The sequence below is a fragment of the Pseudomonas sp. GL_139_B genome, from assembly GCF_057834475.1.
On record NZ_CM174403.1, the window covers coordinates 1591496 to 1615688 of the forward strand.

Below are 24193 nucleotides of genomic sequence, written 5' to 3' on the forward strand. Positions count from 1 at the left end.
GTTTATAGTCGGCCATCAGTTACACGCACTCACACTTAAAAAAACAAAACAGGTGAAGTGATGCAGCGATTTTCCAAACAGCTTTTTGACCGGATATCGACAGATGCCCGGTTTTTGTCGGGCCTGCAAAAAGGAGCGTTGATTCATGCCTGAATCTCTTTCCTTGCCACCTGTACCCGAGCCGCCCAAGGGCGAGCGTCTGAAAAACAAAGTGGTGCTGCTGACCGGCGCCGCTCAGGGCATCGGCGAAGCCATCGTCGCGACGTTCGCAGCACAGCAAGCCAAGCTGGTCATCAGCGACATCCAGGCGGAAAAAGTCGAGAAAGTCGCGGCACATTGGCGCGAACAAGGCGCCAACGTGGTGGCGATCAAGGCTGACGTATCGCGCCAGCAAGACCTGCACGCCATGGCCAGACTGGCGATCGACCTGCACGGCCGGATCGACGTACTGGTCAACTGCGCCGGGGTCAACGTGTTCTGTGATCCACTGGAAATGACTGAAGAAGATTGGCGTCGCTGTTTTGCCATCGACCTCGACGGCGCCTGGTTCGGTTGCAAGGCGGTATTGCCGCAAATGATCGAGCAGGGCATCGGCAGCATTATCAACATTGCGTCGACCCATTCCTCCCACATTATCCCGGGCTGCTTCCCGTACCCGGTGGCCAAGCACGGTTTACTCGGCCTGACCCGTGCACTTGGCATCGAATACGCGCCCAAGGGCATTCGTGTCAATGCCATCGCACCGGGCTACATCGAAACCCAATTGAACGTGGATTACTGGAACGGTTTTGCCGACCCGCAGGCCGAGCGTCAGCGCGCGTTTGACTTGCATCCGCCGCGTCGCATCGGTCAGCCGATGGAAGTAGCCATGACCGCCGTATTCCTGGCCAGTGATGAAGCGCCGTTCATCAATGCCTCGTGCATCACCATCGATGGTGGGCGCTCAGTGATGTATCACGACTGAACAAAACGGCTTTCAGGCGCGGAACTCCGTCTGGAATACAATCATCATACGATATGACTATTGGCTTCATCGTTTGCACCGGCATCAAATAACGCTCAAAAAAAATAACAAAGGAGTCAGCTTATGAATCGTCGTCGCGGGATCCGTTCCCTGTGCTGTGCCGCTTTGGCGGTCACCGCGGTTAGCCTGAGCAGTACGCTGCTGGCGGCCGAGGAAGTGAAAATCGGTTTTCTGGTCAAGCAAGCGGAGGAGCCCTGGTTCCAGACCGAATGGGCATTCGCCGAAAAGGCCGGGAAAGAGAAAGGCTTCACTCTCATCAAAATCGCTGTGCCGGATGGCGAGAAAACCCTTTCGGCCATCGACAGCCTCGCCGCCAACGGTGCCAAGGGCTTCGTGATCTGCCCGCCCGACGTGTCCCTGGGCCCTGCGATCATGGCCAAAGCCAAGCTGAATGGTTTGAAAGTGATCGCCGTCGATGACCGCTTTGTCGATGCCAGCGGCAAGTTCATGGAAGACGTTCCATACCTCGGCATGGCCGCGTTCGAAGTCGGGCAGAAGCAAGGCAGCGCCATGGCCACCGAAGCGAAGAAACGGGGCTGGGACTGGAAAGACACTTACGCTGTGATCAACACCTTCAACGAACTCGACACTGGTAAAAAACGCACCGACGGTTCGGTCAAGTCGCTGGAAGACGCCGGCATGCCCAAAGACCACATCCTGTTCTCGGCACTGAAAACCCTCGACGTACCGGGCAGTATGGACGCCACCAACTCGGCGCTGGTTAAACTGCCGGGCTCGGCGAAAAACCTGATCATCGGCGGCATGAACGACAACACTGTACTCGGCGGCGTGCGCGCTACTGAAAGCGCCGGTTTCGCTGCTGCCAATGTCATTGGGATCGGCATCAATGGCACCGACGCCATCGGCGAACTGAAGAAGGCCCACAGCGGTTTCTTTGGCTCGATGCTGCCTAGCCCCCACATCGAGGGCTACAACACCGCCAGCATGATGTACGAGTGGGTCACCACTGGCACTGAACCGGCGAAATACACCGCGATGGACGACGTGACGCTGATCACGCGCGACAACTTCAAGCAGGAACTGGAAAAGATCGGCCTGTGGAACTGAGGCGCGGTTGATTTCAACGGTAGCCCCGGCGACGGGGCTGCCTGACCTGTAAAGAGGTGGTTTTATGCACGCGCACGTACAGACACACGAACACCGCGTTGGCGGCAGCCTGCGCTTCAACGGGATCGGCAAGACCTTTCCCGGGGTGAAGGCGCTGGATGGCATCAGCTTCGTAGCGCATCCGGGGCAGGTTCATGCCTTGATGGGCGAGAATGGCGCCGGCAAATCCACACTGCTGAAAATCCTCGGCGGCGCTTACACGCCCAGCAGCGGCAACTTGCAAATCGGCGAGCAGACGATGGCGTTCAAGTCCACCGCCGATAGCATCGCCAGCCGCGTTGCGGTGATCCATCAAGAGTTGCACCTGGTGCCCGAAATGACCGTGGCAGAGAACTTGTTTCTCGGGCACCTGCCGGCCAGTTTCGGCCTGATCAATCGCGGTACTTTGCGCCAACAGGCATTGGCTTGTCTTAAAGGCCTGGCCGATGAAATCGACCCGCAAGAAAAAGTCGGGCGCCTGTCCCTCGGCCAGCGGCAACTGGTGGAAATCGCCAAGGCGCTGTCCCGTGGCGCACACGTCATTGCGTTCGACGAACCGACCAGCAGTCTGTCGGCCCGCGAGATCGACCGCTTGATGGCGATCATCGGACGCCTGCGTGACGAAGGCAAAGTGGTGCTCTATGTCTCTCATCGCATGGAAGAAGTGTTCCGCATCTGCAATGCGGTGACGGTGTTCAAGGACGGTCGTTACGTGCGCACATTCGAGGACATGAATGAACTGACCCACGACCAATTGGTGACATGCATGGTCGGTCGCGACATTCAGGACATCTACGATTACCGTCCTCGCCAGCGCGGCGCGGTCGCGCTGAAAGTCGATGGCCTACTCGGCCCGGGCTTGCGCGAGCCGGTGAGTTTCGAGGCGCACAAAGGCGAGATCCTGGGGTTGTTCGGCCTGGTCGGTGCCGGGCGCACAGAGTTGTTCCGTCTGCTCAGCGGCTTGGAGCGCAACAGCGCCGGACGCCTGGAATTACGCGGCCATGAACTGAAACTGCGCTCACCTCGTGATGCGATTGCGGCCGGGATTTTGCTGTGCCCCGAGGACCGCAAGAAGGAGGGCATCATTCCGCTTGGCAGTGTCGCCGAGAACATCAACATCAGCGCACGCGGCGCCCACTCCACCTTCGGCTGCCTGTTGCGTGGCCTGTGGGAAAAGGGCAACGCCGAAAAACATATCAAGGCGCTGAAAGTGAAGACGCCCAGCGCCGAGCAGAAAATCATGTACCTGTCCGGCGGTAATCAACAGAAGGCCATTCTCGGTCGTTGGCTGTCGATGCCGATGAAAGTCCTGTTGCTCGACGAACCGACCCGCGGCATCGACATCGGAGCCAAGGCCGAGATTTACCAGATCATCCATAACCTGGCCGAAAGCGGCATCGCGGTGATTGTGGTGTCCAGCGACCTGATGGAAGTGATGGGTATTTCCGACCGCATTCTGGTGCTCTGCGAAGGCGCGATGCGCGGCGAGTTGTCTCGCGCCGAAGCCAATGAATCCAACCTGCTGCAACTGGCTTTGCCGCGCCAACGCGCTGACGGCGTGGCGAACTGAGAGGTGACTATGATGACAACCCAAAACAACGCTCTGCCTACCCAGCGCAAACCTCTGGACCTGCGGCGCTTTCTCGATGACTGGGTGATGCTGTTGGCGGCGGTCGGGATCTTCGTGCTCTGCACGTTGCTGATCGACAACTTCCTCTCGCCACTGAACATGCGCGGCCTGGGGTTGGCGATTTCCACTACCGGGATCGCCGCGTGCACCATGTTGTATTGCCTGGCGTCCGGGCACTTTGACTTATCGGTGGGCTCGGTAATCGCCTGTGCCGGCGTGGTCGCGGCGGTGGTGATGCGCGACACCGACAGCGTGTTCCTCGGCGTGAGTGCCGCGCTGGTGATGGGATTGATTGTCGGGCTGATCAACGGGATCGTGATTGCCAAGCTGCGGGTCAATGCGTTGATTACCACACTGGCGACCATGCAGATCGTTCGCGGTCTGGCTTATATCTTTGCCAACGGCAAAGCGGTCGGCGTGTCGCAGGAGCAATTCTTCGTCTTCGGTAACGGCCAGTTGTTTGGCGTGCCCGTGCCGATTCTGATCACCATTGTCTGCTTCCTGTTTTTCGGTTGGCTGCTGAATTACACCACCTATGGGCGCAATACCATGGCCATCGGCGGCAACCAGGAAGCGGCATTGCTGGCCGGGGTCAACGTTGACCGGACCAAGATCATCATCTTTGCCGTACATGGCGTGATTGCTGCGCTGGCCGGGGTGATTCTGGCGTCGCGCATGACCTCCGGGCAGCCGATGATTGGCCAGGGTTTTGAGCTGACTGTGATCTCGGCCTGTGTGTTGGGCGGTGTGTCGTTGAGTGGTGGGATCGGTATGATTCGGCACGTGATTGCCGGGGTGCTGATATTGGCGATTATTGAGAATGCGATGAACCTGAAGAACATCGACACGTTTTATCAGTACGTGATTCGTGGTTCGATTCTGTTGCTTGCAGTCGTCATTGACCGCCTGAAACAGCGCTGATACCCCGTTACTGTTAGGGCGGGCCTGCACGCGAAAGCGGTGGGTCTAACGCATTAGTGTTGGATTTGCCAACGCCATCGCGAGCAGGCTCGCTCCCACAGTGGATCTATGTCGATCGCAAATCCCCCTGTGGGAGCGAGCCTGCTCGCGATGGGGTCAGTCAATTCAACAACAATCCTGAATTTTACCGAGGGTGTTCAACAATCCAGTTTGCGAGCCGCCTCAACACCGGCAGCACTCAGTTTGATCGGCAGATTCACCGTGTGTTCCCCAGCTTCATTGCAGCACACATGGCCGTGTTGAATCAGCCCCCGGTCCTGTAAAGCGGCGAGGGTACTGGCCACAACTTTCTCCCCTCGATAATTGTCCAGAACCTCTTTGCCCAAGCCACTCGGGTGGGCATGCAACAGGCGGATCAGGACTTCTTTTTCCAGGTTTTTATCGTCGTTCATGCGGACCTCTTGATGTATGTGGGGAGGTCGCTCGCGTGGGCGAGCTATTGATTGGTGCTGCCCTCGGAGCCCGAACCACCGGTGGTGGTTTTCGAGCCGATGCCGATGCCGGTGTTGTCGGTTGTCTGGGTGTCGGGCAGGTTCAGTCCGCCTTGGCGGCCGGCGTCGTTGCCCTGAGTCCGAGGGTCAGTGCCTGTAGTGGACGGCAGGCTGCTGTCGACACCGGTGCCGTTAGTGTCCATGCCGGGTGCGCTCTGGATGGCGGGCGCTTTCGGACCCTCGACCGGGTTGGTCGGGCCCGTACCTTCAGCGAGTGTGGCGGCGAACGCGGCGAAGGGCAGCAGTGTGGCGAGAGCGAGGGCGGTCAACCTGGACATGAACATGGCATCGTCTCCGTTTAATAGAGTCTCTACCTGATGTTGGTCCTCTTCCCGTTTGGATTGGTGCCTGATGAATGACGAACGGTCTAGGTCTGTTGCACCACTTTTACTGGAGCGACGCGACGCCAGATCAGTCGCCCCACGGTGATCAGCCAGTTCAGAAAAGCCACGGCCAGCACAGTCAACAGCAGCGCCGGCATCCCTTGTTCGACGATGATTTTCCCTGCCAGCAAGGGAAACCCAAACACACCGATAAAGTAGGAGAGGCTGAACAACAGCAAGGCTTGCGAGGTTGTGCCGTGCGGCGCTTCGTTGGCCGCCAGGCCGTTGATCACTGAATAGGTCAGCCCGTATCCGACCCCGAGCATCATGGCCGCCAGTACATAGCTGACCCCGCTGTCGACCACGAAACCAAACAGCACTATCGACCCCATCATCAGACCCGACAACAGGCAGGATGCGCGGAACGGGTCACGTTTGACTACGATGCCGGCGATCAGCATGCGGCTGCTGATCGCCGCGCCCATGAAACCAAAAAAGAACAACGAGTAATCCAGCGAGCGGGATGCGGCATAACTGGTCTGGAAGCTCGACAGACCGCCAAACACGCAGCCACCGAGACCGACCATGACGATCGGGAACACGGCCCGGGACGACAGTACCTGAACCGTTGCGCGCCAGGAAATTCGCGCGACCGAGGTGGAGGGCGCGGGCGTTGTCTTGAGCTGTGCATCCAGTCGCCAGAACAGTAAAACGCCAATCAGGCTGGCCATTGCGGCGAGGTAAAACGCGGCGGTTAGCGGATAGCCGAGGGCGCTGGCAGCGCGGCCCAGTAACGGGCCGCTGCCGATTCCGGTCATCATGCTGCCCGACAGCAATGCAAAGTATTTGGCGCGTTGGGCCGGTGTCACCAGGCTGGCCACAATAATCGGCCCGAGGGTGTAGAACACGCCCCAACCCAGCCCCAGCATCAGTCCAAAAAACAGCAACAGATTGCCGAAGCCCGGAGTCAAGGCGAAGCCGAGGCTGGCCGCCACCAGCAAGACGCCGAACAATGCAACTGAACGCGCGGCGCCGAGCCAATCAGACAAATGCCCCGAGACGATCACCGCCGCGAACGTGCTGAGCATGGCCGCCGAAATCACACTGCCGGCATCGTGTTCATTGCCACCGCGTGAGCCGATCAGCAACGACAGCAAAAAAGTCGAACCATAGGACAGCGACAGCAAATAGCTGGCAAGGCAAAACAGGCCGAACAACCGGCGGGAGACTGGGGGTGTAGCGCTGGACATGACGCGGTTCCTTGAGCCGATAGAAATGAACGTCTGATATCTATCACGCATCGCGCCGATGTTAGGTCCTGGGTTAGCGATTTCAGGATTAGCGCTGGCCGGAGTATTGCCTTCAGCAGACGCCGATCTCTTCCTTGAACTGCTCCATGAATCTTTTCAGACGCTCATGCCTGATCTGCGCCAGGCGTCGACCGGTGGCGGTCTGGAAACCGTCCGCCAGGTTCAGCAGCTTGGTCTGGAAATGATCGAGGCAAAAGCGTTTGTCGTCGTAGTCGCGGTTCTTCGCCTCTGGGTCGAGGGAGTCGTACAACGAGCTGCCCATGCGCCCGGCTACGTAGAACGTGCGCGCTACACCGAGCATACCGAGGGAGTCGAGGCGGTCGGCGTCCTGCATGATTTTCGCTTCGAGCGTGGTGGGGGTGACGTTGGCGGAAAAGCTGTGTGCTTCTATAGCGTGGGCTGCTGCGCTGATTCTTTCGTTCGGCCAATGTAGGTCGGCCAACACGCCGGACGCTTTTTCGGCGGCCAGTCGAGACGCCTGCGAACGCAATGGCGAGTTCTTCTCCACCGCCACGCAATCATGCAACAGCACCGCTGCCAGCAGCACCTCAAGCTCGCCACCTTCTTGCGCATGAATCGTGCGCACGTTGTGCCAGACCCGCTGCAAGTGCGACAGGTCGTGAGCACCGTCCTCTGAGGGTTCCAGTGCGTGGGACAGCAATTGAGCCGCGAGGTTTTGCAGGGGGACGAAAGCGTTGGTGGTCATAACCTTCCTTTGAATGTGAAAGCGCGGTCCATGAAACAGGATTAATTTCCCATGTGACGGACGCAGCGTGGCAACTTAGTATGGCGTTTTCAACCTTTGACGAAGGCACGTCCCCATGACGATCGAGATCCGCCCGGCGACCCCCAGCGATGCACCGCAAATCCTCGGGTTCATCACTGAACTGGCCGACTACGAACGTGCCCGCCATGAAGTCATCGCCAGTGTCGCCGACATTGAGCGCAGCCTGTTCAGCGAAGGCGCCACCGCTCACGGCCTGATCTGTCTGCGCGACAGCCAGCCAATTGGTTTCGCGGTGTTCTTCTTCAGCTATTCCACCTGGCTCGGCAGCAACTGCCTGTACCTCGAAGACCTCTACATCACCCCCGAGCAACGCGGTGGAGGCGCGGGTAAAACCTTGCTCCGCCACCTGGCGAAAATCGCCTGTGCCAATGATTGCGGGCGTTTTGAATGGAGCGTGCTGGACTGGAACAAGCCGGCGATCGAGTTCTATAAATCATTGGGCGCGCAGCCACAGGAAGAGTGGGTGCGGTATCGGATGGATGGGAAGGTATTGCGCGAGTTTGCCGAGGGCAATTGATCGACTGTGTTACCAGTTAAAAGATCGCAGCTAAGGCTGCGATTTTTTTGCGTTAATCCCATTATATGGGAGTGATATTTATATATTGAGATTGTGTCGCTTCCGGGTTTATAGTTCCGCTCACTCACTGCCAATAAAACAGAACAGGTGAAGCGATGCTGGCGCAATTGATCGCGCTCGATTGGGGGACAACCTCATTACGTGCTTACAAACTCGCCGCGGATGGCCTGGTGCTTGAACAACGTTCGTTATCGGCGGGGATCATGCAGCTGCCCAAGACGCCGCGAATCATTAATGGTCATGCATGCACTGACGGTTTTGAACTGGCCTTCGATGAGGCCTGCGGTGACTGGCTCGATGCGCAGCCGGATTTGCCGGTGATCGCCTGTGGCATGGTCGGCAGCGCCCAGGGCTGGCGTGAAGCGGCCTACCGCGATACGCCGGCGAACGTCGCCACTCTCGGAACTTCCCTACAAACGGTTCGCAGCCTTCGCGGTGTCGATGTGCACATCGTGCCAGGGGTGATTCAGCGCTCGCCGTTGCCGAACGTCATGCGCGGCGAAGAAACCCAGGTGTTGGGCGTTCTGCAGAATCTTCAGGGCGAGGCGGGCAACGATCTGCTGATCGGCTTGCCGGGCAGTCATTCGAAATGGGTGGAAGTGGCCGACGGCTGCATCGTGCATTTCGATACCTTCATGACCGGCGAAATCTTCGCCGTGCTCAGCGAGCACAGCATTCTGGGGCGAACCCAGCAACAGGGCGCGCCCTTCGATGGGCAGGCTTTTGATCGTGGGGTGCAAGTGGCCTTGTCGGGGGACGGCGAGATCGGCCCGCTGTCGACCGTGTTCAGTGCCCGTAGCCTCGGACTGACCGGTGATCTGAGCGCCATGGCCCAGGCGGATTATTTGTCGGGGCTGTTGATCGGTCATGAGCTGTCAGCGCTGGCCACCGCCCAGCGACGTCGGCGCAATAGCGTGCACCTGCCTTCGATCATCCTCATCGGTAATGCCCAACTCTGTGCCCGCTACAGCCGGGCGCTTGATGCCTGCGGTTTTGCCCGGGTGACGTTGACTGAACAAGCCACCGAGCGCGGATTGTGGCAGTTGGCGCTCGCCGCCGGACTGATCACTTGCAACCCATCCCGTTAAACCTGACTGGAGATCTGACATGCTCAAACACGCCCTGGCGCAAAACGGCCTGATCGCGATCCTGCGTGGCCTGCGACCGGAAGAGGCGGCAGCCATCGGCGAAGTCCTGTACGCCGCCGGATTTCGCGTCATCGAAGTGCCGCTCAATTCCCCCGAGCCGTACGACAGTATCCGCATCCTGCGCAGCACCCTGCCCGCCGATTGCCTGATTGGCGCCGGCACGGTGCTGACACCGGAGCAGGTCGAGCAGGTGAAAGCCGCCGGTGGACAAGTCATCGTCATGCCGCACAGCGATCCGAAAGTGCTGCGCGCAGCGAAAGCGGCGGGGTTGTTCCTGTCGCCAGGTGTTGCCACACCGACCGAAGCGTTCGCCGCACTGGCCGAAGGCGCGGACGTGCTGAAGATGTTCCCCGCCGAGCAGATGGGACCGGCGGTCGTCAAAGCCTGGCTCGCAGTATTGCCGGCCGGAACCATCCTGGCGCCGGTCGGCGGGATCACGCCGGACAACATGCAGGTGTTTATCGACGCGGGCGTCAAAGGTTTCGGTCTCGGCTCCGGATTGTTCAAACCGGGAATGACCCCAGAGGACGTGGCTGTCAACGCCAAGGCCTACGTGGCTGCCTGGAAAGCCCTTCGCTAAGACTTTTTGGCGCTGTGAGCGCTGCCTCTAATAAGAGAGAAGAAAATGAAAATCACCAAACTGACCACCTTCATCGTTCCGCCGCGCTGGTGCTTCCTCAAGGTCGAAACCGACGAGGGCGTGACCGGTTGGGGCGAGCCTGTGGTTGAGGGGCGCGCCCACACGGTGGCGGCTGCCGTTGAAGAATTGTCCGACTACCTGATCGGCAAAGACCCACGCAACATCGAAGACATCTGGACCGTGCTCTATCGCGGCGGCTTCTACCGGGGCGGCGCGATCCACATGAGCGCGCTGGCCGGTATCGACCAGGCGCTATGGGACATCAAGGGCAAGGCCCTGGGCGTGTCGGTCAGTGATTTGCTGGGCGGTCAGGTGCGCGACAAAATCCGCGTGTATTCGTGGATCGGCGGCGACCGGCCGGCAGACACCGCTCGCGCGGCAAAAGAAGCGGTCTCCCGTGGTTTTACTGCGGTGAAAATGAACGGCACCGAAGAACTGCAATTTCTCGATTCCTTCGAGAAAGTCGACCTGGCCCTGGCCAACGTCGCCGCCGTGCGTGACGCAGTCGGGCCGAACGTCGGCATCGGCGTCGACTTCCATGGCCGGGTGCACAAGCCCATGGCCAAGGTGCTGATGAAGGAACTTGATCCGTACAAACTGATGTTTATCGAAGAGCCGGTACTCAGCGAAAACTACGAGGCGCTGAAGGAACTGGCGCCGCTGACCAGTACCCCGATTGCCCTTGGTGAGCGGCTGTTCTCGCGCTGGGATTTCAAGCGTGTGCTGAGCGAGGGTTACGTCGACATCATCCAGCCGGATGCCTCGCACGCCGGTGGCATCACTGAAACCCGCAAGATCGCCAACATGGCTGAAGCCTACGACGTGGCGCTGGCGTTGCATTGCCCGCTGGGGCCGATCGCCCTGGCTGCGTGCCTGCAACTGGACGCGGTTTGCTACAACGCGTTTATCCAGGAACAGAGCCTGGGCATCCACTACAACGAGAGCAATGACTTGCTCGATTACGTGAAAGATCCGCGGGTGTTCGACTACGACAAAGGCTTCGTGAAGATCCCCAATGGCCCGGGACTGGGCATCGAGATCAACGAGGAATACGTGATCGAACGCGCGGCGGTCGGCCACCGCTGGCGCAACCCGATCTGGCGCCATGCCGATGGCAGTTTTGCTGAGTGGTAAGAGCTATCCGACTCAACAACACATAACCCCTGTGGGAGCGAGCCTGCTCGCGAAGACGGCGGCACATCCAACCTTGATGTGACTGCCAGAACGCTTTCGCGAGCAGGCTCGCTCCCACAGTTTGATCTCCATGGTTAGCGAGATCTGCGTTTCACATTGACCTCAATAAACATAAAAAGAGGCACTCCTCATGCAACCGCAAACCCTCGCCGGGCACGCGTCGTTGGTGACGCCCAGTCGCAAGCGATTTTTCATCATGGTCCTGCTGTTCATCACGGTGGTGATCAACTATCTGGACCGCAGCAACCTGTCCATCGCAGCCCCGGCGCTGACCAGCGAATTGGGCATCGATCCGATCCACGTCGGGCTGATCTTCTCGGCGTTCGGCTGGACCTACGCCGCCATGCAGATCCCCGGCGGCTGGCTGGTGGACCGTGTGCCACCGCGCATCCTCTATAGCGTGGCCTTACTGCTGTGGTCGATCGCCACGGTCATGCTCGGTTTCGCCGGCAGTTTCATCGCGCTGTTCGTCTTGCGCATGGCGGTCGGAGCCCTGGAAGCGCCGGCCTACCCGATAAACAGCCGTGTGGTCACCACCTGGTTTCCCGAGCGTGAACGCGCCACGGCCATCGGTTTCTACACCTCCGGGCAATTTGTAGGCCTGGCATTCCTGACACCGGTACTCGCGTGGTTGCAGCATGAATTTGGCTGGCACATGGTGTTTGTCAGCACCGGCGCGGTGGGGATTCTATGGGCGGTGATCTGGTACGCGGTGTACCGCGAACCCCGGGATTTCAAAGGCGCCAACGACGCTGAAATCGACCTGATCCGCGAGGGCGGCGGGTTGGTGGATATCCAGGCCGAACAAGCCAAAGTCAAAGCGAAATTCAGCTGGATCGACCTCGGGATTGTCCTGACTAAACGCAAACTGTGGGGCATCTACCTCGGCCAGTTCTGCCTCAACTCGACGCTGTGGTTTTTCCTGACGTGGTTCCCTACCTACCTGGTGAAGTATCGCGGCATGGACTTCATCAAGTCCGGTCTGCTGGCGTCGCTGCCATTTCTCGCCGCCTTCATCGGTGTGCTGTGTTCGGGGTTCTTCTCCGACTTCCTGATCCGTCGCGGTTACACAGTGGGCTTCGCTCGCAAGTTGCCGATCATTGGCGGCCTGCTGATTTCCACCTCGATCATCGGCGCCAACTTCGTCGAGTCGACGCCGTTGGTGATTGCCTTCCTGGCGTTGGCGTTTTTCGGCAACGGGCTGGCGTCGATCACCTGGTCGCTGGTTTCCACCTTGGCACCGGCGAGATTGTTGGGGCTGACCGGCGGAGTGTTCAACTTCATCGGCAATCTGTCGGCGATCACCACGCCGATTGTCATCGGTTTCCTGGCCTCCGGTGATTCGTTTGCCCCGGCGATTACCTACATCTCGGTTCTGGCATTGATTGGGGCACTTTCCTACATCTTGCTGGTGGGCAAAGTCGAGCGTATCAAGTTGTAGTCGCAGGCATCGGGCGACCATAATGCCGCCCGTTCACTCGCTCAACGGTAAAGGCTGGATATGCAGGAAGACGCCCCAAAAATCGCCAAGGACGCCGCCCCGACGGGCACCCAGACACTGCTTCGTGGTCTGGGTGTGGTTCAGGCCGTGGCCAGCGGCGCCCGCGACCTCAAGGAAATCGCCCGGCTGATCGGCACGACGCGCAGCACCACCCATCGTCTGGCCAGTTGCCTGGTGGACGAGCGTTACCTGCGTGTGGTGCCGCAGGTCGGCTACCTGTTGGGGCCGAAGCTGATCGAGTTGGGTTTCCAGGCGCGAGAAGAGTTACCGCTGGTGACCTTGGCCGGGCCGTATCTGGATGAGCTGTCGGCGTTGACCGGCGACACTATTCACCTGGCAATTCGTGAAGGCGACGAAGTGCTGTACCTGCACAAGAATCCGGGGCGCAATGGCCCGGAAATGCGTTCGCGGGTCGGCCATCGCATGCCGTTGGCACGCACCGGAATCGGCAAGGCATTGATGCTGGATGACACTCAGGAAGAGTGGCAGCGTTTGTACGAAATCAGCTTGCCGGCGGGTGGGAAAAATCTGTTTTGGCCGCAGCACCCGGAGCAATCCTGGGAGCAGTTTCAGCAGCGCATGGTTGAGTACGTAGCGGGCGGCTTCGCCTTTGATCTGGAAGACAACGAACCGTCGATCCGTTGTGTGGCGGCGCCGATTCGTGATGCCAGCAAGCGCATTGTCGCCGGCATCAGCATCGCCAGTACCGTGCCGTACATGCCGCTGGAAAAAATGGCCGAGCTGATTCCCCTGATCAAAGGGGTCACGGCTCGGCTGTCGGCGGAGTTAGGCCTGAAGGTCTGACACATCACCCTGTAGGAGCCGGCTCCTACATTAGTTGAGCGGTGTTGTGGATTGAATGGCAGACAACAAAAAGGCCCCCAATCGGGAGCCTTGATGTTCAGGCGTTCGACTTACATGTTCGGGTAAGTCGGGCCGCCAGCACCTTCCGGCGTCACCCAGGTGATGTTCTGTGCAGGGTCCTTGATGTCGCAGGTCTTGCAGTGAACGCAGTTCTGGGCGTTGATCTGGAAGCGCTTCTCGCCGTCTTCCTTGGTGATCACTTCGTACACGCCGGCCGGGCAGTAACGCTGGGCAGGCTCATCGTACAGCGGCAGGTTTTTGCTGATCGGGATGCTTGGGTCGGCCAGCTTCAAGTGGCAAGGCTGTTCTTCTTCGTGGTTGGTACCGGAGATGAACACCGAGCTGAGTTTGTCGAAGCTGATCTTGCCGTCCGGTTTCGGGTAGTCGATCTTCTTGCAGTCGGCGGCCAGCTTGAGGCAGGCGTAGTCCGGCTTGGTGTCATGCAAGGTGAACGGCAGTTTGCCGCCGAAGATGTTCTGGTCCAGCCAGTTGAAACCACCGCCAACGATCGCGCCGAACTTGTGGATCGCCGGGCCGAAGTTGCGGCTGGCGAACAGTTCGTCGTAGAGCCAGCTTTTCTTGAACGCGTCGACGTAAGTTGTCAGCTCTTCGGTGCCGTCTTTCTCGGCGAACAGCGCTTCGGCCACGGATTCAGCGGCGAGCATGCCGGACTTCATCGCGGTGTGGCTGCCTTTGATCTTGGCGAAGTTCAAGGTGCCGAGGTCGCAACCGATCAGCGCGCCGCCCTTGAAGACCATTTTAGGCAGCGAGTTCAGGCCGCCTTTGCAGATGGCGCGAGCGCCATAGCTGATGCGTTTGCCGCCTTCCAGGTACTGCTTGAGCACCGGGTGGTGCTTGAGACGCTGGAACTCGTCGAACGGCGACAGGTAAGTGTTGCTGTAGGAGAGATCGACGATCAGGCCAACCACCACCTGGTTGTTTTCCAGGTGATAGAGGAAGGAGCCACCGGTGTTCTCGGTGCCCATGATGTCCAGCGGCCAGCCGGCGGTGTGAACCACCAGGCCTGGCTGATGCTTGGCCGGGTCGATTTCCCAGATTTCTTTCAGGCCGATGCCGTAGTGCTGGGCGTCGGCTTCGCTGTCGAGGTTGAAACGCTTGATCAGCTGCTTGCCGATGTGGCCACGGCAGCCTTCGGCGAACAGCGTGTATTTGCCACGCAGTTCCATGCCGGGGGTGTACAGGCCTTCTTTCGGATTGCCTTCGCGATCAACACCCAGGTCACCGGTGATGATCCCGCGAACCACGCCGTTCTCGTCGATCAGCGCTTCCTGAGCGGCGAAGCCGGGGTAGATTTCTACGCCCAGGTTCTCGGCCTGCTGAGCGAGCCAGCGGCACAGGTTGCCCAGGGAGATGATGTAGTTGCCTTCGTTGTGCATGGTCTTGGGCACAAAGAGGTCAGGAATTTTTTGCGCGCTCTCTGCGTTTTTCAGAACGAAGATGTCATCGCGGGTGACTGGCGTGTTCAGCGGGGCGCCGAGTTCTTTCCAGTCCGGGAACAATTCGTTCAGGGCGCGTGGTTCGAACACGGCACCAGACAGGATGTGAGCACCGACTTCGGAGCCTTTTTCGACCACGCAGACGCTGATTTCCTTACCGGCTTCAGCAGCCTTCTGCTTTAAGCGGCAGGCAGCGGAAAGACCAGCGGGGCCGGCACCGACGATGACGACGTCGAATTCCATGTATTCGCGTTCCACAGGTTATCTCCTACTCAAGGCTCAACAGTTTTTTTTCTAATTTTGGAGGTTTGGTGTCGCATCCATGAATCCCTGCGCGAGCGCGGAACAGGACAATCGATTGCCCACCTTTCTCTCTGGGTGGCGCATTATATCTACACCACTCCTAGCGTCCAATACAAACGTTTGTTTGAATTGGCTCAAAGCCAGAGAAATCAAAGTCACGCGGCTTACGAACGGCCATTTTACCGTATTGACCGGAATAGGCGTTCCGGTCAAGATACGGGCGGTTTTGCGCTCGCCGTAGGCACACTGTTGGATTCAAGAGCACCTCTAAAGACAGGGCGATGGCAGTACAAGGTGATGCGCTGCGCACGTATGGCGCTCAGTTTACACGCCACGATAAAGAATGACTCTTCAGTCACCACTGACGAATGGTCATCATCATTGTGAGCGATGGTCACTTGACACTAATTCGCTGCGTTTTTAGAGGTGCCCTTGCGCCCGATGAGCATCAACCGCCAAGTTCGCCTAGGCGACTTTCTTTTCACCGGAGAGTAACGAGGAATCCATGAAGGTTCTTGTAGCTGTCAAACGCGTTGTTGATTACAACGTCAAGGTTCGCGTCAAGGCGGACAATTCCGGCGTCGACCTCGCCAACGTCAAGATGTCGATGAACCCGTTCTGCGAAATCGCAGTGGAAGAAGCCGTACGCCTGAAAGAGAAAGGTGTTGCGACTGAAATCGTCGTCGTCTCCGTCGGCCCGTCCACCGCTCAAGAGCAACTGCGCACCGCGCTGGCTCTGGGTGCCGACCGCGCCATCCTCGTCGAATCCGCCGAAGACCTGACTTCGCTGGCTGTTGCCAAACTGTTGAAAGCTGTTGTGGACAAGGAACAGCCTCAGCTGGTGATCCTTGGCAAACAAGCCATCGACAGCGACAACAACCAGACTGGCCAGATGCTCGCTGCATTGAGCGGCTACGGTCAGGGCACGTTCGCGTCCAAAGTTGAAATCAGCGGCGACAGCGTTGCCGTGACTCGCGAAGTCGACGGCGGCGCGCAGACAGTTTCCCTGAAACTGCCGGCCATCGTCACCACCGACCTGCGTTTGAACGAGCCGCGCTACGCGTCCCTGCCAAACATCATGAAAGCCAAGAAGAAGCCTCTCGAAGTGCTGACTCCGGACGCTTTGGGCGTTTCCACCGCCTCTACCAACAAGACCGTGAAAGTCGAAGCGCCTGCTGCACGCAGCGCGGGTATCAAGGTCAAGTCGGTGGCTGAACTGGTCGAGAAACTGAAAAACGAAGCGAAGGTAATCTAAATGACTATCTTGGTTATTGCAGAACATGACAACAAAGTAGTGGCCCCGGCCACGCTGAATACCGTGGCTGCTGCCGCCAAAATCGGTGGTGATATCCACGTTCTGGTTGCAGGTCAGGGCGTTGGCGCCGTGGCTGAAGCCGCTGCGAAAATCGCTGGCGTGTCTAAAGTGCTGGTGGCCGACAACGCCGCCTACGCTCACCAACTGCCGGAAAACGTTGCCCCGCTGGTTGCCGAGTTGGGCAAAGGTTACAGCCACATCCTGGCTGCTGCTACTTCCAACGGCAAAAACATCCTGCCGCGCGTTGCTGCGCAGCTGGACGTTGACCAGATCTCCGAGATCATCTCGGTTGAAAGCGCTGACACCTTCAAGCGTCCGATCTACGCCGGTAACGCCATCGCTACCGTTCAGTCGAACGCTGCGGTCAAAGTGATCACCGTGCGTGCTACCGGTTTCGACCCGGTGGCTGCTGAAGGTGGTTCGGCCGCTGTTGAAGCGGTTGCCGCTGCCCACGATGCTGGCACTTCCAGCTTCGTCGGCGAAGAATTGGCCAAGTCCGATCGTCCGGAACTGACCGCTGCCAAGATCGTCGTTTCCGGCGGTCGCGGCATGCAGAATGGCGACAACTTCAAACACCTGTACGCCCTGGCTGACAAGCTGGGCGCTGCCGTCGGTGCATCCCGCGCTGCGGTCGACGCAGGTTTTGTACCCAACGACATGCAGGTCGGTCAGACCGGCAAGATCGTTGCTCCACAGCTGTACATCGCGGTCGGTATCTCCGGCGCGATCCAGCACCTGGCCGGCATGAAAGACTCCAAAGTGATCGTTGCGATCAACAAGGACGAAGAAGCGCCGATCTTCCAGGTGGCCGATTACGGCCTGGTGGCAGACCTGTTCGAAGCCATCCCCGAGTTCGAGAAGCTGGTCTAATCCAGCGGCCTGACTTATAAAGAGCCCGACCTTTTGGTCGGGCTTTTTTTTTCGTGCGCCCAGCATGGGCGCAATCTTGTGGGTGAAAGTCCCGCCGTAAGCTGACCACAGCGAACGAAGTGAAGCGCAACTGCATGAGGGTGACCGAGTGTGGGGAGGAAGCGTGAATCGAAGCCGTGAGCCGATGGACAAGAACCGGATACAAGGCGAAGCCGATCAGGGCGAGCGAGCCAAAAATCGCGAAGCTCTTGTGGTCAAAGATCAGGCTGCGTAAATCCGGCGGTTGTGCGGGGAAGGATTGCGTTCTTACCTGGGGAGATCTCGCCTCGTGCCTGAAAGGGCGACGGCGCCAGCCGGAGCGAGAAGTCAGCAGAGGCCGTAGTAGTCTTTTTTTTTTGACGAAGGGCCGAACGAGAGAAAGCGTTATAGGCCATGTTGATGCGAACGACCGGAAGTCAGATGCCTGCCAAACGCGGGGCGGATCGAGACTGCGAGCGGTGAAGCCGTGAGAAGCTCCGTCAGTGACGAGGTCAATCGCCCGCAAGATGAAACCGACAACGCAGGGCAAGGGCTACTGGAACGGGCCTTTGCGAGAGAAAACCTGAAGCGGGCATGGAAGCGGGTCAAGGCCAACAAAGGGGCAGCGGGAGTCGATGGTCTGGATATTGAACGGACTGCCGAACACTTGTTAACCCAGTGGGCAGCGATTCGTGAACAGCTTCTCTCAGGTGTCTACCGGCCCAGTCCGGTACGACGTGTGGTCATTCCCAAACCTGACGGCGGTCAACGCGAGTTGGGTATCCCGACGGTCACCGACCGTTTGATCCAACAAGCGCTGCTACAAGTCCTGCAGCCATTACTCGATCCGACGTTCAGTGAACACAGCTACGGCTTTCGCCCGGGACGCTGCGCGCAAGACGCCGTGTTGGCAGCTCAGCGCCACGTGTCTTCGGGCCGAAAAGTGGTGGTGGATGTGGATCTGGAGAAGTTCTTTGACCGGGTCGACCACGACATTTTGATGGATCGTTTACGCAAGCGGATTGCGGATCGGGCGGTTATCCGGCTGATTCGGGCGTATCTGGATGCAGGAACGCTGATCAATGGCGTGGTCGAGAAAAGCCGCTGCGGGGCGCCGCAAGGTGGCCCGCTGTCGCCGTTGTTGGCGAATGTGCTGTTGGACGAAGTGGATCGGGAGCTTGAGCGTCGAGGTCATTGTTTCGTGCGCTATGCCGACGATGCGAATGTGTATGTCCGTAGTCGCAAGGCAGGGCAGCGGGTGATGGCCTTGCTGAAGCGTGTGTATGACAAGCTGCACTTGAGCGTCAACGAGAGCAAGAGTGCGGTGGCGAGTGCGTATGGTCGCAAGTTTCTGGGCTACGCCTTCTGGGCATCTCCACAAGGCGTCAAAAGAGCGGTAGCGGTCAAGGCGCGCAAGCAGTTCAAGCAACGGATACGCGAGCTCACCCGTCGCTCAGGCGGTCGCAGTATGCGACAAGTTGTGGAGAATCTACGCCCTTATCTCTTGGGCTGGAAAACTTATTTTGGGTTGTCGCAAACACCGAAAATCTGGCGAGAGCTGGATGAATGGATACGACACCGACTGCGAGCGATCCAGCTTAAGCAATGGAGGCGTGGACCGACGATCTACCGCGAACTGCGGACGTTGGGAGCCAGCAGCCAATCGGCCCGGAAAGTGGCGGCCAACTCGCATAGCTGGTGGCGTAACAGCCGATTTGAGCTGAATCGAGTGTTGGATTTGGCGTGGTTCGACAGGCTGGGACTGGTGCGACTCTCATAACCTCAATCTCTCGAACCGCCCGGTGCGGACCCGCATGCCGGGTGGTGTGGCAGGGGAGCGGCCTATGAAGGCTGCCCCCTATGCCGATTTCTATAGGCGCTGTTGTAGGAGCTGTCGAGTGAAACGAGGCTGCGAATTTTCAGGTCCGCTCGAATCCCAAGCGGAAGATCAAAAGATCGCAGCCTCGTTTCACTCGACAGCTCCTACAGGCGATATAACAGGGTTTTAGTGGAGAGTGTTGCCATGGATCTGCGTCGTGTGTACGGCTGGTTATTTCTGCTGGGGTTGACGATGTTGCCGACGCTGGCCAATGCATCGGGCAAGTGCGAGCGACTGATCGTGACCGGCAGCCCGGACGCACCGCCGTACCTGTGGCAAGACCCGCAAAATCCTAAACACCTGATCGGTGCCAGTGCTGATCTGTTGCAGCACGTGGCGGGGGAGTTGGGCGTCAAGGTCGAGTTGCTCTATGCCGGCAAACGCTCCCAGGCGCTGGACGAAGTGCGCAGCGGGCGCATGGACATGTTGGCCGATGCATCATTGACTATCAGCGAACTGGAGACCCTGGATTACATTCATCCGCCGCTGCTGGAAAACGACTACCTGGTTTGGACCCGCAAGAATTCGACATTGATCTACAACGAAGCTCAGGACCTTCACGGTCACCCCGGCGCGTTGTCGGAAAAGTCTCGTATGACCCCGGCATTTGGCACTTTTGCCGAGCATCAATTGACCCTCATCCGTACGCCCAACCTGACCCAGGCCTTTCAGAAATTGCTCCTGAGTGAGGTGGAATTTGTCCTCGCCGGACATTATTCAGGCACGGCGGTCGCGCAGACGCTGAGCATGGCCAACGACCTGGTCGCCCACCCGCAACCGATCGACAAGCCCGGTCTGTACCTCGCGCTTTCGCATAACTCCGCCTGCAACGATCCGTGGTTGCGCGGACAGCTGGCCAAAAAGATGACAGAATTGCCCGCCTCAGGACTGACGGACGCTGCGTTGCAACGCAATATCGAGCGTTGGAAAACGCAGCAACAGCAACAACCTGTCAGTACCCCAAAACAGTAGGGATTTTTAGTGAGTATTCGACCTCTTTTCGCTGCCCTGGCCGTTCTGGCTCTGGCGGGTTGTGCAGCCGATCCGGCGCCGAATGAACAGATTCGCCTGACCGAACAGGCCCTCGTACAAGCCAAAGCTGTAGGTGCCACCGCCGACGACATGCCGGAAATGAAACTGGCCGAAGAAAAACTCGCTCGTGCCCAAAGCAACATGACCGATCAGTCCTACAAACGTGCGCGCATGCGGGCCGAGCAGGCCGAACTGGACGCGCGTCTGGCCGAAGCCAAGGTGCTGACGCTCAAGAGCGAGGAGCAACTGAACGTGCTCAATACCCGCATCACTCGTCTGCGCAAGCAACTGGGAGATGCCCAATGAGCCTCAAGTCAACAGTGCTCAGTAGCTTGATCCTCGCCGGTTTCGCCTGCCTGTATGGCTGCGCCGGTCAACACAGTGAAACTGCTTTGCAGGAAGCAGGAGCCGACTTCCAGAAGGTCAAGGAAGATTCCAATGTGCTGCGTATCGCGCCCAAAGACGTGATCCGCGCCGGTGAATCCCTGGCCCGGGCGGATCGTTTGTCCAGCTATTGGGGCAGCGGTTCGGATGTGACGCATTACGCCTACCTGAGCCAGCGCTACAGCGAAATCGCCCGTGAACACACCAATCAAGTGCTCAACGAAGAGCGTGCTGCGAAGCTCGAACTGGAACGTCAGCGTCTGCAATTGGAGCTGCGCGAATCCAAACTGCTCAGCGTTCAGCAGCAGGGCAAATGGCTCGAAGAACAGATTGCCGCGTTGGCGACCACCCAGACCGACCGGGGGCTGGTGATGACATTGGGGGATGTGTTGTTCGATACGGGTGAAGCCGAGCTGAAAAACTCGGCGAACCGTGTGGTGCTGAAGGTTGTTCAGTTTCTGCAGCTCAATCCGAAGCGTGTGGTACGGATCGAGGGCTACACCGACAGTACCGGCGGCAAACACGACAACCTCAAACTGTCGCGTGACCGTGCGCAATCGGTAGCCGACGTCTTGATGGACTTGGGCATTGATGACAAACGCATTCAGGTCGAAGGTTACGGCGATGAATACCCGGTGGACGTGAACGCTTCCGAGCGCGGCCGTGCGCAGAACCGTCGGGTGGAAATTGTGTTCTCCGACGAAAAAGGCCAGCTCGGCGCTGTCCGTTAAGGGCTGCGTTTCTGGAAAACCCGGCCTGCCAGACAGCGCCGGGTTTTTTTGCGTCTGCCAATTGTCAGGGGCTCTTGGCAAAAAGCAGTACAGATTTTGCTGACACTGCACTGTACGGTGGACTATTGTGGCAACTGTCCCCGTACACTTCTAAACTGTTCCGGTATTGTTTCGTACAAAAATAAAATGCCCGTGAAATCGAGTGCTGCGTCATGACCAATCTCTTGCTCTACCAACGTATTGCTCAACAACTGGCCGAAGACATCCGCCGTGGTGTCTATCAACCGGGGGAGCGCGTGCCTTCGGTGCGCAAGATGAGCTCGCAGCTCAACGTCAGCCATGCGACGGTGTTGCAGGCGTATGCCAATCTCGAAGACCAGGGGCTGATCCGGGCCCGGCCGCAATCGGGCTACTACGTTCACCAAACGCCAGCCCTGACCGCGCCGACGCCGGACATCGCTCGGGTAGAGCGTCCGGGGCTGGTTACGCGTAGCAGCATCATTCAACAGGTGTTGGTCGAATCCCGCCGCGAAGGTGTTTTTCCGCTGGGCGCCGCAGTGCCCAGCGTCGATTACCTGCCGGTGCGGGCGCTGCATCAGCAATTGGCCAAAGTCACCCGTTTCCATAGCCCGCGGGCGTTCAGCTACATGTTCAGCCCCGGTTTTGAACCGTTGCGCCGGCAAGTGGCGATCCGCATGCGCGATGCTGGCGTGGTGGTTGATCCCTCTGAAGTGGTCATCACCCACGGCTGTGTTGATGCGTTGCAGATGTCCCTGCGTGTACTGACCCGGCCAGGCGATCTGATCGCTGCCGAGTCGCCGACGTATTATGGCCTGCTGCAATTGGCAGACTTGCTCGGTCTCAAAGTGATCGAAATTCCGAGTGACCCGGCCACCGGCATGAGCCTTGAAGCCCTGCAACTGGCGGCCAATCAGTGGTCGATCAAGGCGCTGGTGCTGACCACGCGCCTGAGCAATCCATTGGGCGGGACCATGCCCGAGGAGCGGCAAAAGCAATTACTGCGCCTGGCGTCGGATTTTGATATCCAGATTGTCGAAGACGATATTTACGGCGAGCTGATGTTCGAGCAGGGGCGCACCAAATCGCTCAAGGCCTATGATCGGCTGGATCGGGTCATCTATTGTTCAAGTTTTTCCAAAACCCTGTCGCCGGGCGTGCGGATCGGCTGGATGATTGCCGGCAAATACCAGCAGGAAATCCAGCGCTTGCAGACGTTCAGTACCCATTCGGCCTGCAGCGTCACGCAAATGGGCATTGCGGCCTATCTGGAAAACGGTGGTTACGACCGCCACTTACGCTACATCCGCCAGGAATATCGCAAAAACCTCAGCGCCTTCCAACTGGCAGTCCAGCAGTATTTCCCTGAAGGTACACAGATGACCCGACCAACCGGCGGCTTCATTTTGTGGGTCAGTTTGCCGGGGCGGGTCAACACTCAAGAATTGCACGTGCGGGCGTTGCAGCAGGGCATCAGTATTGCGCCGGGGCTTATCTTCAGTAATACCGAGCAGTTCAATCACTGTATTCGGCTGAACTGTGGCACACCCTGGAATCGTGAAGCCGAACGTGCATTGATGACCCTGGGGATGCTGGCCACGCAACTTTGCCAAGAGACGGCCGGCGGCTTCTGAGCCGGTCGTTCACTGCGGTGCTTGTCATGTAGCGTGCAACAGGGGAGCATATGGCCCTCTGCCGTTTTTTGCTGTTAGGTTCATGAAAGCAATTTTTCCTGCCGTCTGCCTGTTTTTTTGCCTGTTGATGACCGTTCACGCTGAAGGCGTCATGGCGGCGGCTGGTCAGGAAAAACCGGCGAGCGGCGAAACCGCGGAAGAACCGGCGCCTGCCAAAAAAGCCGAGCCCGTCAAGGTGGTGAAAAAGCGTCCACCCACTGCCTCCAAGTCAAAAGCGGCCAGCGAAGTGGTGAAAACCCAACTCCCGCCCGCCCAACTTGACTTGAAATTGCCCCCGCAAATGGCACAAGAACTGAAACCGATCGGTACGGTGCCGTTGCCCCAAAACGATGCGCTGCTACCACCCATGTTTGGCGAAAAGACCAGCAGCAGCCCGTTTCAGCTCAACGGTCGACTACTCAATAATGAAATGCAGCTGCAACTGCGCAACGATGAGCGTCGCGAAGTCGAAGGCGCGGCGTTGGATTTCGAGTTCAAGCGGTAAATCAATCCTGTCCGTGACCCGCTGCCCAGGCGCTTTGTCGGAGACTGGTCAGTCACGTTGATTCGAACGAAAAAACCCCGGTTCAGGTAATTTTAAACAACTGTTTTAGCGGTTACTCTGTGTCCCGTCCTTTTACACATCACACCTCGTGAGGAGCCCGTCATCATGAAATGCCGTGAAGGCTGTGGTGCCTGTTGCATAGCCCCTTCCATCAGCTCGCCGATTCCCGGTATGCCCAATGGCAAAGCCGCTGGCGAACGTTGCGTACAACTTTCGGTCGATAACCTGTGCAACATCTTCGGTAACCCCGAACGCCCCGCAGTGTGTTCGGCATTTGAAGCCGATGTTGAAGTGTGCGGCAGCAGCAGTGACGAGGCGATCAAATTGCTGGGATGGTGGGAGCAAATGACGGCGGCGTGATGTGTTTAACC

24 protein-coding genes are annotated in these 24193 nt (G+C 58.5%); 19 read left to right on the top strand and 5 right to left on the bottom strand.

Annotated features, from left to right (window positions below; translation table 11 throughout):
• The first annotated feature begins 145 nt into the window (after positions 1-145).
• From AC3ISI_RS07265 to araH, 4 genes are all read left to right on the top strand, one after another.
• Positions 146-964 (top strand): SDR family oxidoreductase, encoded by an 819-nt coding sequence (locus AC3ISI_RS07265; protein ID WP_489336161.1) that lies wholly within the window; start codon positions 146-148, stop codon positions 962-964.
• A gap of 123 nt (positions 965-1087) precedes the next feature.
• Positions 1088-2092 (top strand): substrate-binding domain-containing protein, encoded by a 1005-nt coding sequence (locus AC3ISI_RS07270; protein ID WP_489336162.1) that lies wholly within the window; start codon positions 1088-1090, stop codon positions 2090-2092.
• A 64-nt stretch (positions 2093-2156) separates the two neighbouring features.
• Positions 2157-3701: an L-arabinose ABC transporter ATP-binding protein AraG gene (gene araG / locus AC3ISI_RS07275; protein WP_489336163.1), complete on the top strand. Its 1545-nt coding sequence runs from the start codon at positions 2157-2159 to the stop codon at positions 3699-3701.
• A gap of 12 nt (positions 3702-3713) precedes the next feature.
• A complete protein-coding gene (gene araH / locus AC3ISI_RS07280; protein ID WP_489337645.1) occupies positions 3714-4682 on the top strand; it encodes an L-arabinose ABC transporter permease AraH in 969 nt (322 codons plus the stop codon).
• Between the two features lie 197 nt (positions 4683-4879).
• Here the strand turns inward: araH and AC3ISI_RS07285 are convergent, their stop codons facing one another.
• The 4 genes from AC3ISI_RS07285 to AC3ISI_RS07300 all read right to left on the bottom strand — a co-directional run bounded on the left by AC3ISI_RS07285 (position 4880) and on the right by AC3ISI_RS07300 (position 7572).
• The gene (locus tag AC3ISI_RS07285; RefSeq protein ID WP_489336164.1) at positions 4880-5134 is read right to left on the bottom strand and encodes a hypothetical protein; all 255 of its coding nucleotides are present in this window, start codon (positions 5132-5134) and stop codon (positions 4880-4882) included.
• Positions 5135-5178: 44 nt separating this feature from the next.
• Entirely contained in the window at positions 5179-5517 is a 339-nt protein-coding gene (locus AC3ISI_RS07290) for a hypothetical protein (RefSeq protein WP_489336165.1), read from the bottom strand.
• 83 nt (positions 5518-5600) lie between these two features.
• Entirely contained in the window at positions 5601-6806 is a 1206-nt protein-coding gene (locus tag AC3ISI_RS07295; RefSeq protein WP_489336166.1) for an MFS transporter, read from the bottom strand.
• 112 nt (positions 6807-6918) lie between these two features.
• Positions 6919-7572 (bottom strand): HD domain-containing protein, encoded by a 654-nt coding sequence (locus AC3ISI_RS07300; RefSeq protein ID WP_489336167.1) that lies wholly within the window; start codon positions 7570-7572, stop codon positions 6919-6921.
• A gap of 115 nt (positions 7573-7687) precedes the next feature.
• Here AC3ISI_RS07300 and AC3ISI_RS07305 point away from each other — a divergent pair, with 115 nt between their 5' ends.
• The 6 genes from AC3ISI_RS07305 to AC3ISI_RS07330 all read left to right on the top strand — a co-directional run bounded on the left by AC3ISI_RS07305 (position 7688) and on the right by AC3ISI_RS07330 (position 13517).
• Positions 7688-8170, top strand: coding sequence for a GNAT family N-acetyltransferase (locus AC3ISI_RS07305; RefSeq protein ID WP_489336168.1), 483 nt, complete (start codon positions 7688-7690; stop codon positions 8168-8170).
• A gap of 155 nt (positions 8171-8325) precedes the next feature.
• A complete protein-coding gene (locus tag AC3ISI_RS07310; protein ID WP_489336169.1) occupies positions 8326-9318 on the top strand; it encodes a 2-dehydro-3-deoxygalactonokinase in 993 nt (330 codons plus the stop codon).
• A gap of 19 nt (positions 9319-9337) precedes the next feature.
• Entirely contained in the window at positions 9338-9958 is a 621-nt protein-coding gene (locus AC3ISI_RS07315; RefSeq protein ID WP_489336170.1) for a 2-dehydro-3-deoxy-6-phosphogalactonate aldolase, read from the top strand.
• A gap of 45 nt (positions 9959-10003) precedes the next feature.
• Positions 10004-11152, top strand: coding sequence for a galactonate dehydratase (gene dgoD / locus AC3ISI_RS07320; protein ID WP_007903915.1), 1149 nt, complete (start codon positions 10004-10006; stop codon positions 11150-11152).
• Between the two features lie 190 nt (positions 11153-11342).
• On the top strand, positions 11343-12653 hold the full coding sequence (locus AC3ISI_RS07325; RefSeq protein WP_489336171.1) for an MFS transporter: 1311 nt from the start codon (positions 11343-11345) through the stop codon (positions 12651-12653).
• Positions 12654-12713: 60 nt separating this feature from the next.
• Entirely contained in the window at positions 12714-13517 is an 804-nt protein-coding gene (locus AC3ISI_RS07330; RefSeq protein WP_489336172.1) for an IclR family transcriptional regulator, read from the top strand.
• A 110-nt stretch (positions 13518-13627) separates the two neighbouring features.
• On the opposite strand, the gene AC3ISI_RS07335 is transcribed toward AC3ISI_RS07330, so the two are convergent.
• Positions 13628-15292 carry an electron transfer flavoprotein-ubiquinone oxidoreductase gene (locus AC3ISI_RS07335; protein WP_489336173.1) on the bottom strand — a complete coding sequence of 555 codons (1665 nt, stop codon included), beginning with the start codon at positions 15290-15292 and terminating at the stop codon, positions 13628-13630.
• Between the two features lie 550 nt (positions 15293-15842).
• Between AC3ISI_RS07335 and AC3ISI_RS07340 the strand changes: the two genes are divergently transcribed.
• The 9 genes from AC3ISI_RS07340 (at position 15843) to AC3ISI_RS07380 (ending at position 24182) form a co-directional block, all read left to right on the top strand.
• Complete coding sequence (locus AC3ISI_RS07340; protein ID WP_007945693.1) at positions 15843-16592, top strand: electron transfer flavoprotein subunit beta/FixA family protein; 750 nt, start codon at positions 15843-15845, stop codon at positions 16590-16592.
• Entirely contained in the window at positions 16593-17522 is a 930-nt protein-coding gene (locus AC3ISI_RS07345; protein ID WP_489336174.1) for an electron transfer flavoprotein subunit alpha/FixB family protein, read from the top strand.
• Positions 17523-18027: 505 nt separating this feature from the next.
• Complete coding sequence (ltrA, locus tag AC3ISI_RS07350; RefSeq protein WP_489334740.1) at positions 18028-19320, top strand: group II intron reverse transcriptase/maturase; 1293 nt, start codon at positions 18028-18030, stop codon at positions 19318-19320.
• 243 nt (positions 19321-19563) lie between these two features.
• Positions 19564-20391 carry a substrate-binding periplasmic protein gene (locus AC3ISI_RS07355; RefSeq protein ID WP_489336175.1) on the top strand — a complete coding sequence of 276 codons (828 nt, stop codon included), beginning with the start codon at positions 19564-19566 and terminating at the stop codon, positions 20389-20391.
• Positions 20392-20400: 9 nt separating this feature from the next.
• A complete protein-coding gene (locus tag AC3ISI_RS07360; RefSeq protein ID WP_489336177.1) occupies positions 20401-20757 on the top strand; it encodes a DUF4398 domain-containing protein in 357 nt (118 codons plus the stop codon).
• Positions 20754-21566, top strand: a complete 813-nt coding sequence (locus AC3ISI_RS07365; RefSeq protein ID WP_489336178.1) for an OmpA family protein — start codon at positions 20754-20756, stop codon at positions 21564-21566. Before AC3ISI_RS07360 ends, AC3ISI_RS07365 begins: the two co-directional genes overlap by 4 nt.
• Positions 21567-21778: 212 nt before the next feature.
• Positions 21779-23218 carry an aminotransferase-like domain-containing protein gene (locus AC3ISI_RS07370; protein WP_123432724.1) on the top strand — a complete coding sequence of 480 codons (1440 nt, stop codon included), beginning with the start codon at positions 21779-21781 and terminating at the stop codon, positions 23216-23218.
• A gap of 82 nt (positions 23219-23300) precedes the next feature.
• A complete protein-coding gene (locus AC3ISI_RS07375) occupies positions 23301-23762 on the top strand; it encodes a translation initiation factor 2 (protein WP_489336180.1) in 462 nt (153 codons plus the stop codon).
• A 165-nt stretch (positions 23763-23927) separates the two neighbouring features.
• On the top strand, positions 23928-24182 hold the full coding sequence (locus AC3ISI_RS07380; RefSeq protein ID WP_489336181.1) for a YkgJ family cysteine cluster protein: 255 nt from the start codon (positions 23928-23930) through the stop codon (positions 24180-24182).
• Positions 24183-24193 lie beyond the last annotated feature (11 nt).

What these genes read in the sequence shown, in the direction of transcription:
- AC3ISI_RS07375 (WP_489336180.1), top strand. Translation starts at nt 23,301, where the DNA reads ATGAAAGCAATTTTTCCTGCCGTCTGCCTGTTTTTTTGCCTGTTGATG.
- AC3ISI_RS07290 (WP_489336165.1), bottom strand. Translation starts at nt 5,517, where the DNA reads ATGTTCATGTCCAGGTTGACCGCCCTCGCTCTCGCCACACTGCTGCCC.
- AC3ISI_RS07345 (WP_489336174.1), top strand. Translation starts at nt 16,593, where the DNA reads ATGACTATCTTGGTTATTGCAGAACATGACAACAAAGTAGTGGCCCCG.
- AC3ISI_RS07295 (WP_489336166.1), bottom strand. Translation starts at nt 6,806, where the DNA reads ATGTCCAGCGCTACACCCCCAGTCTCCCGCCGGTTGTTCGGCCTGTTT.
- AC3ISI_RS07330 (WP_489336172.1), top strand. Translation starts at nt 12,714, where the DNA reads ATGCAGGAAGACGCCCCAAAAATCGCCAAGGACGCCGCCCCGACGGGC.
- AC3ISI_RS07380 (WP_489336181.1), top strand. Translation starts at nt 23,928, where the DNA reads ATGAAATGCCGTGAAGGCTGTGGTGCCTGTTGCATAGCCCCTTCCATC.
- AC3ISI_RS07270 (WP_489336162.1), top strand. Translation starts at nt 1,088, where the DNA reads ATGAATCGTCGTCGCGGGATCCGTTCCCTGTGCTGTGCCGCTTTGGCG.
- AC3ISI_RS07325 (WP_489336171.1), top strand. Translation starts at nt 11,343, where the DNA reads ATGCAACCGCAAACCCTCGCCGGGCACGCGTCGTTGGTGACGCCCAGT.
- AC3ISI_RS07365 (WP_489336178.1), top strand. Translation starts at nt 20,754, where the DNA reads ATGAGCCTCAAGTCAACAGTGCTCAGTAGCTTGATCCTCGCCGGTTTC.
- AC3ISI_RS07300 (WP_489336167.1), bottom strand. Translation starts at nt 7,572, where the DNA reads ATGACCACCAACGCTTTCGTCCCCCTGCAAAACCTCGCGGCTCAATTG.
- AC3ISI_RS07305 (WP_489336168.1), top strand. Translation starts at nt 7,688, where the DNA reads ATGACGATCGAGATCCGCCCGGCGACCCCCAGCGATGCACCGCAAATC.
- AC3ISI_RS07310 (WP_489336169.1), top strand. Translation starts at nt 8,326, where the DNA reads ATGCTGGCGCAATTGATCGCGCTCGATTGGGGGACAACCTCATTACGT.
- AC3ISI_RS07265 (WP_489336161.1), top strand. Translation starts at nt 146, where the DNA reads ATGCCTGAATCTCTTTCCTTGCCACCTGTACCCGAGCCGCCCAAGGGC.
- AC3ISI_RS07340 (WP_007945693.1), top strand. Translation starts at nt 15,843, where the DNA reads ATGAAGGTTCTTGTAGCTGTCAAACGCGTTGTTGATTACAACGTCAAG.
- dgoD (WP_007903915.1), top strand. Translation starts at nt 10,004, where the DNA reads ATGAAAATCACCAAACTGACCACCTTCATCGTTCCGCCGCGCTGGTGC.
- AC3ISI_RS07355 (WP_489336175.1), top strand. Translation starts at nt 19,564, where the DNA reads ATGGATCTGCGTCGTGTGTACGGCTGGTTATTTCTGCTGGGGTTGACG.
- araG (WP_489336163.1), top strand. Translation starts at nt 2,157, where the DNA reads ATGCACGCGCACGTACAGACACACGAACACCGCGTTGGCGGCAGCCTG.
- AC3ISI_RS07370 (WP_123432724.1), top strand. Translation starts at nt 21,779, where the DNA reads ATGACCAATCTCTTGCTCTACCAACGTATTGCTCAACAACTGGCCGAA.
- araH (WP_489337645.1), top strand. Translation starts at nt 3,714, where the DNA reads ATGACAACCCAAAACAACGCTCTGCCTACCCAGCGCAAACCTCTGGAC.
- AC3ISI_RS07315 (WP_489336170.1), top strand. Translation starts at nt 9,338, where the DNA reads ATGCTCAAACACGCCCTGGCGCAAAACGGCCTGATCGCGATCCTGCGT.
- AC3ISI_RS07285 (WP_489336164.1), bottom strand. Translation starts at nt 5,134, where the DNA reads ATGAACGACGATAAAAACCTGGAAAAAGAAGTCCTGATCCGCCTGTTG.